Genomic DNA, 16450 nt, shown 5'->3' on the forward strand with positions numbered 1-16450 from the left:
AGCTGGCATTTGTCGATTCTTGCACATTGCTACGATCGGTTCGACTTCCACGACCCGAAGAGCCCGTCGACATGACCTCCACTGACAAGCACAGCCTGGCAGCCGTCCTCGGCCTGTTGGTGCTGTCCATCGCCCTGCGCCCCGCCATCGTGTCCATCGGGCCGATCCTGCTGTTGATCCAGGGCCAGTATGGGTTGAGCTTTACCCAGGCGGCGCTGCTGACGTCGATCCCGGACGTGTGCATGGGTGTGCTCGCCCTGCTTGCGCCAGGCTTGAGCCGACGCTTTGGGTCGGACCGCTGCATGATTGCGGCCCTGGTGCTGATCGGTGCCGCGTGTCTGCTGCGGGCGGTTTCGCCGAATGCCGCGCTGCTGCTGCTGAACACCTTTGTGATCAGTGTCGGCATCGCCATCGCCGGCGCGTTGATGGGGGGCTGGATCAAAACCCACTTTGCCCACCGTCCGGCGTTTTTCATGGGTATTTATGCCGCAGGCTTGAGTGTCGGGGCCACCCTTTCTGCGCTGTTCACCGCGCCCATCACCGAACTCGCCCACAGCTGGCGTGTAGGCGCCGGTGCATGGAGCCTGTTGAGCGTCACGGCGGTGATCAGCTGGGTGTGGATGGCCCGGCGTTTCGCGGCCGGTGCGCCTCGGCTGGCCCCAGCACCGGCCCGGTCGATCCGACTGCCGTGGCGCAATCCCCAGGCGTGGCTGGTGGCGCTGTACTTCGGTGCCAGCCAGTTTGTGGTCTATGCCCTGTTCGCCTGGCTGGCACCGTCCTCCACGGAAACGGCCGTCACCCACCTGTCCGCCGGCACCTTGCTGGGGCTGTTCACCGCTGTATTCGCGGTTGCCAGCGTCGGCGCCGGCCTGATCCCCGGCAAGGCCCATGACCGTCGCGGCCTGCTGGCCGTCTGCACATTGATCGCACTGTTAGGCACCGCAGGCATGGCGTTTGCGCCGACGGCGTGGCCAACCCTTTACGTGTTGCTGGTGGCGATCGGCCTGGGCATGGCGTTCACCGTGGGCATGACGCTGCCACTGGACAATGCCAGCAGCCCTGCACAAGCCGGTGCCTGGACGGTATTCATGCTGTTTATCGGCTATCTGGTGGCCGCCTTGGGCCCGCTGTGTTTCGGTGCATTGCGCGACCACAGCGGCAACTACAGCCTAGCCTACGCCATGCTGTTTGCCGTGCTGGTCTTCATGCTGTGCCTGACGCCGATGCTCAAACCGGCCCAGACCAACGCCCTCGCGCCGCACGCGGCCGAGGTTGTACGGACTTGAACCAACGTTGGGATCTCCTATCATGCTCAGACCGAAACAGGGTTCCAACCCCCTTGAATACACCTTCCTCTTTTCGAGAGCGCGATAACCGTGGAGTCCGCCCCTGACGACCTGCATGAGGCCGCGAGCCTGGACTTTGCCTTCGGCCCTTTTCGCGTGGTTCCGGGCAAACGCTTGCTCACGAAAGATGGCGCGGCATTGGATATCGGCGGTCGTGCCCTCGACCTGCTGATCGCCCTGCTCGAACGCCCAGGACGCGTGGTGTCCAAACGTGAACTGATCAGCCTGGTGTGGCCCGACATCATCGTCGAAGAAGGCAGCCTGCGTTTTCACATGACCGGGCTGCGCCGCATTCTGGGCGATGGCGAAGACGGTGCACGCTATATCAACACCCAAGTCGGCGTTGGCTACGCGTTCGTCGCGCCGATGGAGCGCGCGGCGCGCCCTTTGCCTGCCCCGTACAGCCACCCTCGAGTGGCCAATGGCGTCGGCCGCCTGCCGCCGCGCCCCAGCCTGATCGGGCGCCACGCCGATGTGGCGCTGGTGATGGAGCGGCTGCGACAACCCAAGCTGTTCACCATCGTCGGCCCAGGCGGCGTGGGCAAGACCAGCCTGGCCGTGGAAACCGGCCACTGCCGCGCAGAGGAAGACGCCGTGCACTTCGTCGACCTGGCCCAGGTCGAGGATCCGGACTTGGTGCCCATCGCCCTCGCCAGCGCACTGGGCATTGCGGTGCAGGCCGAAGAACCGATGCAGGTGTTGCTCGCCCACCTGCGTGCGCAACGGTTGCTGCTGATCATCGACAATTGCGAACACCTGATCGATGCGGTCTGCGCACTCGTTGAACAGATCCAGGATGCGGCCCCGGGCGTGGCCCTTCTCGCCACCAGTCGCGAACCGCTGCGGGCGCGCGGCGAGCACGTGTATCGGCTCGACCCGCTGGCCTTTCCCAGCGAGTTGCAGGACTTGAGCGTTGAACAACTGCTGGGATTTCCCGCCGTGCAACTGTTTGTCGAGCGCGTGTACGCCAGCAATGCCGCACTGGCCCTGGCACCCGGCGATGCACGTCTGATTGCCGACATGTGCCAACGCCTGGAAGGCATGGCGCTGCCCATCGAATTGGCGGCAGTGCGCGTGGCGGTGCATGGCGTACACGCCACTCACGCCCTGCTCGGCGAGCGCTTTTCCCTGGGATGGGCCGGTCGCCGGACCGCGCTGCCACGGCATCAGACGCTGCGCGCAATGCTGGACTGGAGTTACGACCTGCTCTCGGCCAATGAACGCCTGGTGTTCGAGCGGCTGGCGGCATTTGTCGGACCGTTTGCCCTGGAGGCGGCCTCGCACATTGCCGCCGACGACTGGATCGACCCCGTCAGCGTGGCCGCGACCCTGGATGAGCTGGCCGCCAAGGGCCTGGTCACCGTGAACCGCAGCAACGCCACGGCCTCTTACCGCTTGCTGGAAATGACCCGCGCCTATGCGCGGGAAAAACTCCAGGTGCGGGGCCCATCCGAGGTGCACGCCCTGGCCTTCAGGCACGCGGCGTACCATATGGAGCAGCTCAAGCACCTGGGCGACACCCCTCACGCGATCTTCGCCAGCGCCACGCGGCTGGGTTGCCAGTTGGGCAATATCCGCAGCGCGCTGGAGTGGAGCTTCGGCCCTCAGGGCGACCCCGGCCTGGCACTGCCGCTGGCGGCGGCGAGTGCGCAACTGTTCCTGCATTTTTCCCTGTTGGTGGAATGCCGCACCTGGTGCACCCGCGCCACTGAGTTGCTGGAACTCGGCTACTTCGGCACGCCCACCGAAATGGAACTGCAAGCCGCCCTGGGCCTGGTGCTGATGTTCACCAAGGGCAATAGCGCCGCCGCAGAAAAAGCCCTGTTACGCGCCCTGGACATTGCCGTGAGCCTTGGCGAGCACCGCTCGCAACTGCGCCTGCTGGGGCGTTTACAGATTTTCTACGAACGCATTGGTGACTTTAAGGCGTCCCTGGCCTGGGCCGAACGCGCCGTGGAGATCAGCGCAGTGATCGCCAAGCCGGAAGCCATCGCGGTGGCCGCCTCCCTTGCGGGCATCTGTTATCACTTGTTGGGGGACCAGGCGTTGGCGCGCCACGCGTTGGAACACTCCCTGCGCAACAGCGTGCCGTCGCAGCGCAGTCTGACCATTCACTACGGTTTCGACCATCGCAACCGCACCGGCCTGGCCCTGGCGCGCACCCTGTGGCTGATGGGCTTTCCCGACCAGGCCAGGCAAGGCGCCCAGCAGGTCGAAACCGAAGCCGCCGCGCTGGACCATGCAACCACCTATTGCATCGCGCTGGTCTGGACCCTGCAGATTTACATCTGGACCGGTGACCTGCACACCGCCGCCGAGCGCCTGCACACCTTCAAGTCCATTGCCGAAGCCAACGCCTTCGGCCCCTATATCGCCGCAGCCATGGGCTTTGGCGCGGCGGTCGCCATCCGCGCAGGCCAGCCCGGCAATGCCGTCGCCGTCCTTGAGGAAACCCTGGCCCGCCTGCACGGCATGCGCTACGAATTGCTGACAACCTCCTTCGAGATCGCCCTGGCCGAGGGCTTGATCCTGGAGGGGCAATTTGAAAAGGCCCTGGTACAAGTGAAGGCGACCATCGAACACTGTCGACACAGCGGCGATGCCTTCCCCCTGCCGGAACTGCTGCGCCTCCAGGCCAGCATTCATAAGGCACAAGTGCCCGGCGACAACAAACGGCCTGAGACACTGCTGGAAGAATCCTTGAGCCTGAGTCAGCAGCAAGGCTCACGCAGCTGGGCGTTGCGCAGTGCCATCGACCTGGCCGCGCTGTGGCAGGCGCAAGGTCGTGGCAGTGAGGCCCAGCGTTTGCTGGGCCAACACCGCGAGCAGTTTTCAGAAGGCTTTGATACCCAGGACCTGCGCCTGCTACAGGCGCGCCTGGACGATGCTCAACATACCTGAAAAAGCCTCAGGGCTTGGCCAAAGGGCGCAATGGGCGGAAGGCCGCGCGCAGTTCCTCGCTGAACAGTTGCGGCTGTTCCCAGGCGGCGAAATGCCCGCCCTTGCTGACCTGGCTGTAGTAGGACAACGAGGGATAGGCGCGCTGGGCCCAGGTTTTCGGGGCCTGGTAGATCTCGCGGGGGAACGCGGTAATGGCAACCGGAACCTTGATGGTGTCGGTCTTCTGCGCTGCGGCGCTGAAGTTATTGTTGTTGTTCTCCCAGTAGAAACGCGAAGACGCCGCACCGCTGTTGGTCAGCCAATACAGGCTGATGTCGTCGAGCATTTCGTCACGACTGAGCACACGCTCGGGCTTGCCATCACTGTCGGTCCAGGCAGCGAATTTCTCGTACATCCAGGCGGCCGTACCGGCCGGCGAGTCGGCCAGCAGATAGCCGATGGTTTGCGGGCGAGTGACCATCATCGCGCCGTACGCCGCGTTGCGCCCAAAGAAGGTACTCAGCGCGTTGTAGGCCGTGCGCTCAGGTTCGGTGAGGTTGGCGGGCGCCGGTTCGCCACTGTTGATCGGCTTGACCAGTTCAGGCGGCACGGTGGCCGGCATGTTCAGGTGAATGCCGAGCAAACCGGGGGGCGCCAGGCGGCCCAGCGCGTCGGAGATCACCGAGCCATGGTCGCCCCCCTGGGACACGTAATGCTGGTAGCCCAGGCGTTTCATCAGCACATCCCAGGCCTTGGCGACCCGGTCCGGGCCCCATCCCAGTTCGGTGGGCTTGCCGGAAAAACCGTGGCCTGGGATCGATGGGATCACCACGTCGAACGAATCTTCGATGCGGCCACCGTAGGCGACCGGGTCGGTCAGCGGGCCGATGGTTTTGAGGAATTCAAATTGAGAACCCGGCCACCCGTGGGTAAGAATCAACGGCAGCGCGTTCGGATTGCGCGAGCGCACATGAATGAATTGGATGTCGACCCCGTCAATGGTGGTCATGAACTCAGGCAGCGCATTGAGCTTGGCCTCGGCCTTGCGCCAGTCGTAACCATTGCCCCAGTACTTGACCAGTGCCAGTACCTGCGCCAATTGCACGCCCTGGGAGGTGTCGTTGACGGTTTCCTTATCGGGCCAGCGGGCGGCGGCGATGCGTTTATGCAGGTCGGTCAGTTGGGTTTCATCAACGTGAATGCGGTAAGGACGGATGGCGTCGGTGGCCGCCCACGCGGCCTGGCTACCGGCGAGCAGCGCCAGGCCGAGCAACGAGGCCCGGCAGCGAAGCCGCAGGTAATGGGACGAAGCTGCAAGCATGATGAATCTCCTGTCGTGGCACTGCGCCCTCGTGGCCCGTGCAAGACCGATCAGACCATCGGCGTTTGCCGCGGACGATTGCACGTAGGTGTCGGTCGATACCTTTGTATGACTTGCCAGCAGAAGCGCCCGATGCTGCCATCCACCCTCGATAAATAAAGGACCCAAAACCAATGAGTGGGCAGGCAATCAGTGCGGCTACACCGGGCATTCCGACGTGGCGCGCTGCGTGGATCGTGGTGGGGCTGTGCTTGCTGTTCAATGTGATCGACGGCCTGGACGCCATGGCCATGGCGTTCACGGCCAGCCGCGTGGCCGCGCAGTGGTCATTGAGCGCGGCGCAAATCGGCCTGCTGCTCAGCGCCAGCCTGGTGGGCATGGCCTGCGGCTCGTTGGGGGCTGCGCCGATGGCCAACCGGCATGGACGCCGCCGGGTGTTGCTGGCGAGCCTGATGCTCAGCGGCATGACCATGGTGCTGTGTTTCTGGAGCCAGGGTTATTGCACTTTGCTGTGCCTGCGCTTGCTCACGGGTATCGGCGTGGGCGCGGTGTTGGTGGGCGCCAATGTCCTGACCCACGACCATGCACCGCCCACCCGTCGCAGCCTGGCAATTGCCTTGCAATCGGTGGCCTTTGCGCTGGGCGCCACCTTGGGTGGGGTGCTGGCCCATCTGCTTAATGACGGCCTCGGTTGGCGTTATGTGTTCCTGGCAGGGGGCGGCCTGACGCTGTTGGTTGGCGTGGCCGGCGTGCTGTGGTTGCGCGAGTCTGCGTCGCAGGTAGCGCTGGCGGCCGAGCGGCCAGGCCAAGGTTATCGCGGTCTGTTCAGCCACGGACGCTGGGCATCGACCTGCACCTTGGCCTGCGTATGCTTTTTGCTGATGTTCGGGTTTTATTTTGTGATGAACTGGACCCCCATGCTGCTGACCCATAGCGGTTTTTCCGCACGCCACGGCATCACCGGCGGCATGTTGCTCACGGTTGGCGGCATGTTCGGTGCACTGCTGTTGGGCTTGGGTGCAATTCGCTGGGGCTGCAACCGGTTGCTGTGCATGTGCCTGCTGCTCAATGCCGTGCTGATGCTGCTGATGGTGACGGCCACGCGCATACCGCTGCTGGCGATTGCCACGGGGTTCACGGCCGGCCTGTTGCTCTATGCCGCCATTGCCGCGCTGTTTGTGCTCGCGCCCCAGACGTTCGACAGCTCCGAACGTACGCGCGGCGTGGGCCTGGTGCTGGCCGCGGGAAGGCTGGGGGCCATTGTGTCGCCCACGTTCGCCGGTGTACTGCTCGACGCCCAGTGGCGTCCCCAGGATCTGTTTACCTTCTATGCGGGCAGCCAATTGCTGGCTGCCCTGCTGATCTGGCGCAGGCGCCGGCCTAGGCTTGAGGCAGGATAATCAGCTTGCCTGTGCTGCGGCGTGACTCGATATCCCGATGTGCCTGGTGCGCCTGCGCCAATGAATAATGCTGGCCGATGTTCACCTTGAGCCTTCCAGTACTTACCCAGGCGAACAACTGCTGCGCGCGGGCCAGCAGGGTCTCGCGGTTACGCACATGATGCATCACCACCGGGTAGGTCAGCTTGACGCTGCGCGGGATGGAAAAGATATCGATCGGCGCAATCGGGTCCATGAACGGGCCGAACAGGGCCAAGGTGCCGAAGTAATCCAGCAGATTGAGTGACTCGTTGAAACCTTCATTGCCGGTGCCGTCATACACCACATTTACCGCGTGCTTGCCCACCAGGCGTTCGACCTGACCGGCGATATGCCCGGCGTGCCCGATCACCACGTAATCGGCGCCAGCCGCCAATACGCTGTCAACCTTGTCGGCATGGGAAACCCGGCCAATCGCCTCGCCGCCGAGCAGCTTGACCATCTGCGTCAGCATCAGCCCTACTCCCCCCGCCGCAGCGTGGATGAATGCCACGTCACCCTTCTGGATCGCGTGCACGTCAAACACCAGGTTGCTCGCGGTGAGGCCTTGCATCATCAGGCCGGCGGCGGTTTCGAAGCCGATATCATCGGGCAACGGCACCAATTGGCTGACCGGGGCGATGACCTGTTGCGCATAGCTGCCAGGGACGTAATACCAGGCCACCCGATCACCGGGTGTTACCTCAGTCACCTCCGGCCCGACGGCCAGCACCACGCCTGCGCCCTCTGCGCCCAGCGTCAGCGGCAACGGGCTGGCGGCGCCGAGACCTCGGCGCGCGCCGGTATCCATGAAATTCACCCCGGCGGCCATGACCTGAACCAGTGCCTGCCCAGGCCCTGGCCGGGCCAGTGAAACCTCTTGCACGGCCAAGACTTCGGGGCCGCCAAATGCGTTGATCATCACTGCTTTCATCGTGTTCACAGCCTTCAACATCCGTCAGCGTCGGATGACGCCAAACCTGCCGCCATGCTGTGCAGCACGTGTATCTGCGGCATGTCGGCAAAGCAGCAGGTTTGAATGACTGTGTAACGTCAGTCACGCTGGATACAGTGGCTTACGTTCACACCAGGTTGAGCACCACATCGATGTTGCCACGCACCGCCTTAGAGTACGGGCATGTCTGGTGGGCACCTTCAATCAGCGCCAGCGCCACATTCCGCTCCAAGCCCGGCAGGCTGACGTTCAAGCGTGCCCGCAGGAAGTAAGCGTCGCCCTCCATGCACAGGTCGACTTCAGCATCGATGGCCACGTCAGCCGGCAACTCGACCTTCAACTTGCGCGCCGCCAACCCCAGGGCGCCGTTGAAACAGGCCGACCAGCCGGCCGCGAACAGTTGCTCGGGGTTGGTGCCGCTGCCTTTGGAGCCCGGCGGGGAATGGAGGATGTCCAGACGCCCGTCGTCGCTGCGCGAGGTACCCCCGTCGCGGGCACCGGTGGTGTGGACTTTGGCGGTGTAGACTACTTGTTTGGCGGTCATGGCAGAGCTCCGGGAAATTGAGGAAAGCGCACTCGGGATGCGCGACTCAATCAAAACAGCATTCGTGCCCGCCATCGATAACACGATGGTATCGTTTGCCTGCCCGCCAGCGTGGGCATGCGACACCTAAGTATGATGGGCGAACAGCCGCCCACGGGGCATTCTCTGCGCACGGCGCCTGTCACTAGAGAACCGGTATGTCGAATGAATTCGATCGCGTCGTCGATGCACTGCCTGGGGTGGCCTTCACCGCCGTGGCGGACGGCAGCGTCGACTACGTCAACCAAGGCTGGTGCGCCTACACCGGACACAGTGCCAGCGCAGCCATCGGCTGCGGCTGGCAGGCGGCCGTGCACCCGGACGACCTGCAGACCACGCTCAACGCCTGGCGCGAGGCGGTACGCAGTGGCGAGCCCTATCGCAAGGAACTGCGCCTGCGCCAGGCGGACGGTATCTACCGCTGGTTTGTCAGTGACGGCAAGCCGATGCGCGACAGCCAGGGCCGGATCCTCCGCTGGTGGGTGATCAGCGTGGACATCAACGAGCAAAAGCGCGACAAAGCCTTGATCGCCCACGCACTGGCCGAAGTCAGCGCCTCGGAAGACCGCCTCAGCAACATCATCAACGCCATTCCCGGATTTGTCTGGAGTGCGGCGCCCGACGGCAGTGTCGGCTTCGTCAACCAGCGCTGGTGCGACTACACCGGCATGAGCCTGGACGAAGCGCGCGGCGATGGCTGGGCGCGCTCGGTTCACCCCGACGACGCCGAGCAACTGGCACAGTATTGGGGTGCCCTGCTGCAGTCGGGCGAAGCCGGAGAGTACGAGGCGCGGTTGCGCCGCTTCGACGGCGACTACCGCTGGTTCCTGGTGCGCGCGGTACCGCAACGTGATGCGTGGGGCGTGGTGCTGCGCTGGTACGGCGAGAACACCGATATCGAAGACCGCAAGCGCGCCGAAATGCTCGCGGCGAGCATCGCCATCGAACGCCGGTTATCGGAAGAAACCCTGAGCAAGGTGCGCGCGGAGCTGGCGCACCTGGCACGTGTGGCGAGCCTGAGCACCGTCACCGCCTCGATTGCCCACGAAGTCAATCAGCCGCTGGCCGGCATCATCACCAATGCCAGCACCTGCCTGCGCATGTTGGGCGCCGACCCGCCGAATGTCACCGGTGCCCTGGAGACCGCGCGGCGTACCATTCGCGATGGTAACCGCGCCGCCGAGGTGATCAACCGCCTGCGTGCGCTCTTTTCGAAGAAATGCATCACCCTCGAACCAGTCGATTTGAACGAGGCGGCACAGGAGGTCATCGCCATGCTGCTGGGCGAATTGCAGCGTAATGACGTGAAGCTGATCCCGGAATTTGCCGACGCGCTGCCCACCGTCAACGCCGACCGCGTGCAACTGCAACAAGTGATCCTCAACCTGATCCTCAATGCCACCGAGGCGATGAACACCATGACGGGTCGTTCGCGGCACCTGCATGTCACCACCGGGCTGGATGAACAACAGAGCGTCTACCTTGCCGTGAAGGACAACGGCAATGGTTTCGACCCGCAGGATGCCGAGCGCCTGTTCCAGGCGTTCTACACCACCAAGGCCACCGGCATGGGCATCGGGCTGTCCATCAGTCGCTCCATTATCGAGCGCCATGATGGCGTGTTGTGGGCCACCGCCCATGACGGCCCCGGGGCCACTTTCCGATTTGCCCTGCCGCGCATGACCGACCAGGACGCCGACTCGACCAAGGAGGGAATCTGATGGAACAGCCTGTTCTTATAGCGGTTGTCGATGATGACGAATCGGTGCGCGAATCCCTGCCGGACCTGCTCCGGGAGTTCGGTTTTGCGGTCGAAGCGTTTTCCTCGGCGCCAGCGTTCCTGGCATCGCCCCATGTGACGGGCACGCGCTGCCTGATCCTGGATGTGGCGATGCCAGGCATGTCCGGCCCGGAACTGCACGCCACCCTCCAACTGCGCGGCCATGGCATTCCGGTGATCTTTATCACTGCCCATGGCGATGCCGGCGACCGGCTCAAACTGATGCGCACCGGCGTGGTGGACTGCCTGATGAAGCCGTTCAGCGAAGCGCAATTGCTCAAAGCGCTGAGCGCGGCCTTTCCAGTCGTCTGAACCGCTCCAGCAGGGAGCTATCTTGAAGGAGCTATCATGATGTATTCGACTCACCCCATCGCCCATGCACGCAGAGCCGCGCCGATGACCGACACCCAGCCGATCGTATTCGTTGTCGATGACGATGTTTCTGTGCGCGAATCCCTGGAGCTGTTGATCCGCTTCGCCCAGTGGCAGCCCCGGCTGTTCGAATCGGCCCAGGCGTTTCTGAGCCAGCCGCGTGCAGACGTGCCCACCTGCCTGGTGCTGGACATCAACCTGCCCGACCTCAACGGCCTGGACCTGCAAGCCGCTATCGCCAACGAACGCCCGGACACGCCGATCATTTTCATCACCGGCTACGGCGACATCCCTCTGACGGTGCGCGCCATGAAGGCGGGGGCGGTGGAGTTCCTGACCAAGCCGTTCAATGATGACGTGCTGTTGACCGCGATTGCCGGTGCCCTCGAAAAGAGCCGCACCCTGCTGGACCAACAGGATCAATTGCGCGTCCTGCGGGCGGCCTACGCCACCCTGACGCCACGGGAGCAGGAAGTGATGACAAGGGTCGTCGCGGGGCATATGAACAAAGTCATTGCCTGCGACCTGGCGATCAGCGAGATCACGGTCAAGGCCCATCGGGGCAAGGCAATGCGCAAAATGAAGGCCCGCTCGTTGGCGGACCTGGTCAAGATGGCGGCTTTGCTGGCAAAGCCGCTGCATTGAGTCACTGAGGGGCCTTGGCCTCGTTCAACAGCGTCTGGATCATCTGCTCCTGCGCGTCATAACGACCTTCGCCAAAATGGGTGTAACGCACCTGCCCCTTGGCGTCGATCAGGTAATGGGCGGGCCAGTACTGGTTGTCGAAATTGCGCCAGATCGCATAGTTGTTGTCGATGGCCACCGGGTAGGTGATACCCAGCTTGCGCACCTGGTCCTTGACGTTGCCGATGATGCGCTCATAACCGTATTCCGGGGTGTGGACGCCGATCACCACCAAACCGTCCTTCTCGTATTTCTTCGCCCATTGCTTCACATACGGCAGGGTGTGCTGACAGTTGATGCAGTCGTAGGTCCAAAAATCCACCAGCACCACTTTACCTTTCAAGGATTCGCGGGTGAGTTCGGGTGAGTTGAGCCACTCGACCGCACCGGCCAGCGATGGCATGGCGCCCTTGGTAATGTCCCGCTCCGGGTCGGCCTTGACCTTGCTCACCACGTAATCCACCACTTTGGGCACGTTTTCCAGCACGCCTTTTTCCAGGCTGCTGACCCCTTCGGACGATGTGCCGGCGAGCAGGGTCTTGTCCGCTCCGGTGGAAATCACCACCGCCGCCGCCAGTACCGCCACCCCGGCACCACGGCGCAGCCAACCGGTCACTGGAATAGAGGCCTTGAGTCGATTGACCAGGCCACGCCCGGCAAAAATCAGCGCACCCAGGGACAAGGCGCTGCCCAGGCCGTAGGCCACCAGCAACAGGCTGGTCTGCGCATTGGCGCCTTGCAGCATTGCGCTGGTCAGGATCACACCCAGGATCGGCCCGGCGCAGGGCGCCCACAGCAGGCCTGTGGCGACGCCGATCATCACTGACTTCAGCGGACCGGACAGCGTGCGGCTGTCAGGATCGATACGGTTGCCCAACAACACGAAGGGGCGCGCCAGCCAGCCACCGACCCGCGCCGAGATCAGCGAAAGCGCAAACAGCCCCATCACGATCAGCGCCACGTAACGGCCGGTGTTATTGGCCTGTATCACCCACTCCGTGCTGACCACCGCCAGGCTGGACACCAGCGCGAAGGTCAGGACCATGCCGCCGAGGGTCAACAGGATCGAACGGCGGGTGCGGTCGACGCCGGCGAACAGAAACGGCACCACCGGCAGGATACAGGGGCTGAGGACGGTCAGGATGCCGCCCAGGAATGCGATGAGTAGCATGGTGTTCACCTTATCGAGTGGGGAGACGGCGTCACGCTGTCTGGTGGTCCAGCGCCTGGCCGAGCGGTGTGCGGCGGCTGCCGTCCTCTACCAGCAGGTCATGGCGGGCGGCGTGTTGCACCGGCGTCAGTTGGAAGCAGGTGCTGGCGGCGCAGCTGCTTTTCTCCACGGCGGCGTTGGCGTGCACGGCAGTGCCGGCAAGGGCAAAGGCGGTGGCGGTCAAAAAGCGGGTCAGCGGGTTCATGGCGGTCTTCCTGTGGTAAACAATGGGAGGGGACAGCGGGACTCAGTTATCGCCGACGCAACCGTCGCCGAACTTGAGGTAATCCAGCACCTGGGTCTTGTCGTGGGAGTCCAGGTACGTCATGCGCGCATTCACCACGCCGCAGGTGGGCTTGGAGTCCTGGCTCATCGATACCACTTGCTTGATGTCCAGGTGCGTGCCGTAGTTGTAGGTCTGAGCGGTAACGGCGGCTTCGGCGCGGGCCGACAAGGTGCAGATGTTCAGGGCGGCAAACAGGCAGGCGGCGTAGATGGCTTTGGTGTTCATGGTGGTTGACTCCAGGTTCTCAGGGTTGGAGGCGGTGTGCCTCGTTGGAATCAATTAAAAGCCCCTGAGGTATCGCGCCTGTGTCGGAAAACCGCGCGGATAAATCGATACGTATCCACAGCCCCTGCCGATACACAGCGATACAAAAAGCCCAAAGGACGACCTGGATCAATAAACCGCCCTCGCCGCTCGGCTACCTTCGCGACCTTTTGCGACCCGTGCTCATGCCTCCCATCCTCGCTCCCGAACTGCTCGCCCCCGCCGGCACCCTGAAAAACATGCGCTACGCCTTTGCCTACGGCGCCGATGCGGTCTACGCCGGCCAGCCGCGCTACAGCCTGCGGGTGCGCAACAACGAGTTTGACCACGCCAACCTGGCCCTCGGCATCCAGGAAGCGCACGCCCTGGGCAAGCGTTTCTACGTGGTGGTGAACATCGCGCCGCACAACGCCAAGTTGAAGACCTTCCTCAAGGACCTGGCCCCGGTGATCGCCATGGGCCCGGACGCGCTGATCATGTCCGACCCTGGGCTGATCATGCTGGTGCGCCGGCACTTTCCACAGATGCCGATCCACTTGTCGGTGCAAGCCAACACGGTGAACTGGGCCAGCGTGGAGTTCTGGCAGCAGCAAGGAATCGGCCGGGTCATCCTGTCGCGGGAATTGTCGCTGGAAGAGATCGATGAGATCCGCCAGCAGGTACCGGCCATGGAGCTGGAAGTGTTTGTGCACGGTGCCTTGTGCATGGCCTATTCCGGGCGCTGCCTGCTCTCGGGTTACATGAACAAGCGCGACGCCAACCAGGGCACGTGCACCAATGCTTGTCGCTGGAAATACCAGGCCACCCCCGCGGTGGAAAACGCCACGGGGGATATCGTCCAGCAATATCAGCCCACCCTGGGCATTGGCGCGCCCACCGACCAGGTGTTCCTGCTCCAGGAAGCCAATCGCCCCGATGAACAGATGCCCGCCTTCGAAGACGAGCACGGCACCTACATCATGAACGCCAAGGACCTGCGCGCCGTGCAGCACGTGGAGCGCCTGACCCGGATGGGCGTGCACTCACTGAAGATCGAAGGCCGCACCAAGTCGCACTTCTACTGCGCGCGCACCACTCAGGTGTATCGCCAGGCCATCGATGATGCGGTGGCCGGTCGCGCCTTCGACCGCACCCTGATGACCGACCTCGAATCCCTGGCACAGCGCGGCTACACCGAAGGTTTCCTGCGTCGCCATGTGCACGATGAATACCAGAATTACCAGAACGGTAGCTCCGTGTCGGAACGCCAGCAGTTCGTCGGCGAGCTGACCGGCGAACGCCGGGGCGAGCTGGCCGAGGTCAAGGTGAAGAACCACTTCGCTGTGGGCAATCACCTGGAATTGATGACCCCCGCCGGCAACTTCCACTTTGACCTGGAGAGGATGCACAACAGCCAGGGCGAGGCTGTCGAGGTCGCGCCGGGGGATGGGCACACGGTGTATGTGCCGGTCCCGGCGGAGATGGATGTGCGCTTCGGCTTGCTGATGCGTGATGTTTAAATGTTGCCCAACCTTTGTGGCGAGGGCGCTCGCTCCCGCTGGGGCGCGAAGCGGCCCTAAAAGCCGGCGCCATCTGCGCTGTCGAACGGGACGGTTCGACAAGCGCCCTCGCCACAGGCCTCAGATCCTGAACTGACCGACCAACTGCCCCAACCGCTGACCCAGCTCCGCCAGGCTGCGGGACGTCTGGGCGCCCAGTTGGGTCTCATCGGCGACGCTGTCCACCGCCACGGCAATCTGATGCACGCTGCGGTTGATCTCTTCGGCCACGGCGGTCTGCTCTTCGGCGGCGCTGGCAATCTGGGCGTTCATCGAATTGATGGTCCCGATCAACTGGGCCATGGTGTCCAAAGACGCCCCGGCCTCGTTGGCCTGTGCCGAGGTGCCGTCGCCGGCATCGCTGGAGCGGCGCATGGCCTCCACCGCGGCCTCGGTGCCTTTTTGCAGGCGGTCGATCATGCCCTGGATTTCCTGGGTGCTGGTCTGGGTGCGGCTGGCCAGGGCGCGTACTTCGTCGGCGACTACCGCAAAACCACGTCCGGCCTCCCCTGCCCGCGCCGCTTCGATGGCGGCGTTGAGCGCCAGCAGGTTGGTTTGTTCGGCGATGGAGCGTATCACGCTGAGCACGCTGACGATGGAGGACACGTCCTGCTGCAGGCTGTCGAGGGACACGCCGCTGGTGCGTATATCGCTCACCAACGCGTGGATCTGCGCAATGCTGCCGTCCACCACACGCTTGGCGGCCTGGCCTTCGGCATCGGTCTGCTGGGCCGCGACCGAGGCGCCCTGGGCACTGCGCGCCACTTCTTGCGCAGCCGAAGACATCTGGTTGATCGCAGTGGCGACCTGATCGGTCTCGTGGCGCTGGCGTTCCATGGCCTGTTCGGAGCGCTGGGCCTGATCAGAGACTTGGCTGACCAGGCCAGTGAGTTGGCTGGTCATCTCAGTGATCTGGCGCACCAGGCCGTGGATCTTGTCGACAAACCGGTTGAACGCGCCCGCCAGGTCGCCCAGTTCGTCCTGGCTGGTGATGGCCAGGCGGCGGGTCAAGTCGCCTTCGCCGGCCGCGATGTCGTCGAGGTTGGCTTTCATCAGGTTCAGCGGGCGCAGGATGGTATTGGCCAGCAGCATGCCCACGGCAGCGATCACCAACAACACCACCACAGCCACGCCGAGAATGCTCAGCAGCACGCCCTCCATGCGCTTGTGCACCTTGGCTTCGACCACCGCGACCTGGGCCTCAATGCCGTCCAGGTTCACCGACGTACCGATGACCATGTCCCATTTCGGCAGGTATTCGGTGTAGCCGAGCTTGGGCACCAGTTCGGTCTGGCCCGGCTGGGTCGAGCTGTATTGCAGGTAGTGGGTGCCGTCCTTGCCGACCTTGACCAGGTCACGGTTGACGTACACGCCATTGGGGTCGCGGTTGTCCTTGAAGCTCTTGCCCACGCCGTCGGGGCTGTTGCCCTTGAACAGGCGGATGGTCTCGGAGTCGTAGCCGAAGAAGTAACCGTCCTTGCCGTAGCGGGTGTTCGACAGGAGCTTGACCACTTGGGCACGGGCGGCGGTATCGCCGGGGGCCGCCGCGTCGTAGAGCGGTTTGATGGTGGTCATGGCCACTTCGACATAACTTTGCAGCGTGGCCTTGGCGTCGTTGAGCAGGCGCTGGCGGGTTTCATCCACCTCGTTGCGCGCCTGCCCCTGCAGGATCCACACGGTGGTCAGGCTGATGACCACGGCAAACAGCAACACCGGCACTATGGCGAGGGACAGGACTTTGGCCTTGAGGCTCAGACGCATGGCTTTTCTCTCTTATTCGTGGCGACTTGAGAGTTTATCGGCCGGTTGCGAA

Annotated in this window: 14 protein-coding genes and 1 pseudogene; 7 read left to right on the top strand and 8 right to left on the bottom strand. The window is 63.6% G+C overall.

All coding sequences use genetic code 11. The features are described from left to right. Positions 1–71 precede the first annotated feature (71 nt). Positions 72–1286: a CynX/NimT family MFS transporter gene (locus ACP7C6_RS26290; RefSeq protein ID WP_426109443.1), complete on the top strand. Its 1215-nt coding sequence runs from the start codon at positions 72–74 to the stop codon at positions 1284–1286. A gap of 90 nt (positions 1287–1376) precedes the next feature. Next, positions 1377–4247 carry an ATP-binding protein gene (locus ACP7C6_RS26295; RefSeq protein WP_426109444.1) on the top strand — a complete coding sequence of 957 codons (2871 nt, stop codon included), beginning with the start codon at positions 1377–1379 and terminating at the stop codon, positions 4245–4247. A gap of 7 nt (positions 4248–4254) precedes the next feature. Here the strand turns inward: ACP7C6_RS26295 and ACP7C6_RS26300 are convergent, their stop codons facing one another. Next, on the bottom strand, positions 4255–5547 hold the full coding sequence (locus ACP7C6_RS26300; RefSeq protein ID WP_426109445.1) for an epoxide hydrolase family protein: 1293 nt from the start codon (positions 5545–5547) through the stop codon (positions 4255–4257). A gap of 173 nt (positions 5548–5720) precedes the next feature. On the opposite strand from ACP7C6_RS26300, the gene ACP7C6_RS26305 reads away from it, so the two are divergent. After that, the gene (locus ACP7C6_RS26305) at positions 5721–6947 is read left to right on the top strand and encodes an MFS transporter (protein ID WP_426109446.1); all 1227 of its coding nucleotides are present in this window, start codon (positions 5721–5723) and stop codon (positions 6945–6947) included. Here ACP7C6_RS26305 and ACP7C6_RS26310 read toward each other — a convergent pair. Both ACP7C6_RS26310 and ACP7C6_RS26315 read right to left on the bottom strand, forming a co-directional pair. Beyond that, on the bottom strand, positions 6928–7899 hold the full coding sequence (locus tag ACP7C6_RS26310) for a quinone oxidoreductase family protein (protein ID WP_426109447.1): 972 nt from the start codon (positions 7897–7899) through the stop codon (positions 6928–6930). The two genes, ACP7C6_RS26305 and ACP7C6_RS26310, sit on opposite strands and share 20 nt — an antisense overlap. Positions 7900–8047: 148 nt before the next feature. Then, positions 8048–8464, bottom strand: coding sequence for an organic hydroperoxide resistance protein (locus ACP7C6_RS26315; protein ID WP_426109448.1), 417 nt, complete (start codon positions 8462–8464; stop codon positions 8048–8050). 197 nt (positions 8465–8661) lie between these two features. On the opposite strand from ACP7C6_RS26315, the gene ACP7C6_RS26320 reads away from it, so the two are divergent. Genes ACP7C6_RS26320 through ACP7C6_RS26330 form a run of 3 tightly spaced genes read left to right on the top strand, consistent with a single transcriptional unit; the run spans position 8662 to position 11300 of the window. Beyond that, positions 8662–10224 carry a PAS domain-containing sensor histidine kinase gene (locus tag ACP7C6_RS26320; protein WP_426109449.1) on the top strand — a complete coding sequence of 521 codons (1563 nt, stop codon included), beginning with the start codon at positions 8662–8664 and terminating at the stop codon, positions 10222–10224. Further along, positions 10224–10595: a response regulator transcription factor gene (locus ACP7C6_RS26325; protein WP_100491106.1), complete on the top strand. Its 372-nt coding sequence runs from the start codon at positions 10224–10226 to the stop codon at positions 10593–10595. Before ACP7C6_RS26320 ends, ACP7C6_RS26325 begins: the two co-directional genes overlap by 1 nt. 39 nt (positions 10596–10634) lie before the next feature. Next, positions 10635–11300, top strand: a complete 666-nt coding sequence (locus ACP7C6_RS26330; RefSeq protein WP_099494517.1) for a response regulator transcription factor — start codon at positions 10635–10637, stop codon at positions 11298–11300. Position 11301: 1 nt separating this feature from the next. Here ACP7C6_RS26330 and ACP7C6_RS26335 read toward each other — a convergent pair whose 3' ends face one another. Genes ACP7C6_RS26335 through ACP7C6_RS26345 form a run of 3 tightly spaced genes read right to left on the bottom strand, consistent with a single transcriptional unit; the run spans position 11302 to position 13060 of the window. Next, entirely contained in the window at positions 11302–12510 is a 1209-nt protein-coding gene (locus tag ACP7C6_RS26335) for a cytochrome c biogenesis protein DipZ (RefSeq protein ID WP_426109450.1), read from the bottom strand. Positions 12511–12541: 31 nt separating this feature from the next. Further along, positions 12542–12754, bottom strand: coding sequence for a hypothetical protein (locus ACP7C6_RS26340; RefSeq protein WP_068931759.1), 213 nt, complete (start codon positions 12752–12754; stop codon positions 12542–12544). Between the two features lie 42 nt (positions 12755–12796). After that, positions 12797–13060: a DUF2790 domain-containing protein gene (locus ACP7C6_RS26345; protein WP_028619575.1), complete on the bottom strand. Its 264-nt coding sequence runs from the start codon at positions 13058–13060 to the stop codon at positions 12797–12799. A 224-nt stretch (positions 13061–13284) separates the two neighbouring features. Here ACP7C6_RS26345 and yegQ point away from each other — a divergent pair, with 224 nt between their 5' ends. After that, positions 13285–14598, top strand: a complete 1314-nt coding sequence (gene yegQ / locus ACP7C6_RS26350) for a tRNA 5-hydroxyuridine modification protein YegQ (RefSeq protein WP_068931757.1) — start codon at positions 13285–13287, stop codon at positions 14596–14598. A 120-nt stretch (positions 14599–14718) separates the two neighbouring features. Here yegQ and ACP7C6_RS26355 read toward each other — a convergent pair whose 3' ends face one another. Together ACP7C6_RS26355 and ACP7C6_RS26360 are read right to left on the bottom strand one after the other, a co-directional pair. Continuing rightward, positions 14719–15540, bottom strand: a complete 822-nt coding sequence (locus ACP7C6_RS26355; RefSeq protein WP_371923955.1) for a methyl-accepting chemotaxis protein — start codon at positions 15538–15540, stop codon at positions 14719–14721. Positions 15541–15576: 36 nt separating this feature from the next. Beyond that, positions 15577–16398 (bottom strand): annotated as a pseudogene (locus tag ACP7C6_RS26360) (cache domain-containing protein); the annotation flags it as partial. Between the last annotated feature and the right edge of the window lie 52 nt (positions 16399–16450).

It is taken from the genome of Pseudomonas sp. TWR1-1-4 (assembly GCF_049897165.1).
Classification (GTDB): Bacteria; Pseudomonadota; Gammaproteobacteria; order Pseudomonadales; family Pseudomonadaceae; genus Aquipseudomonas; species Aquipseudomonas canadensis.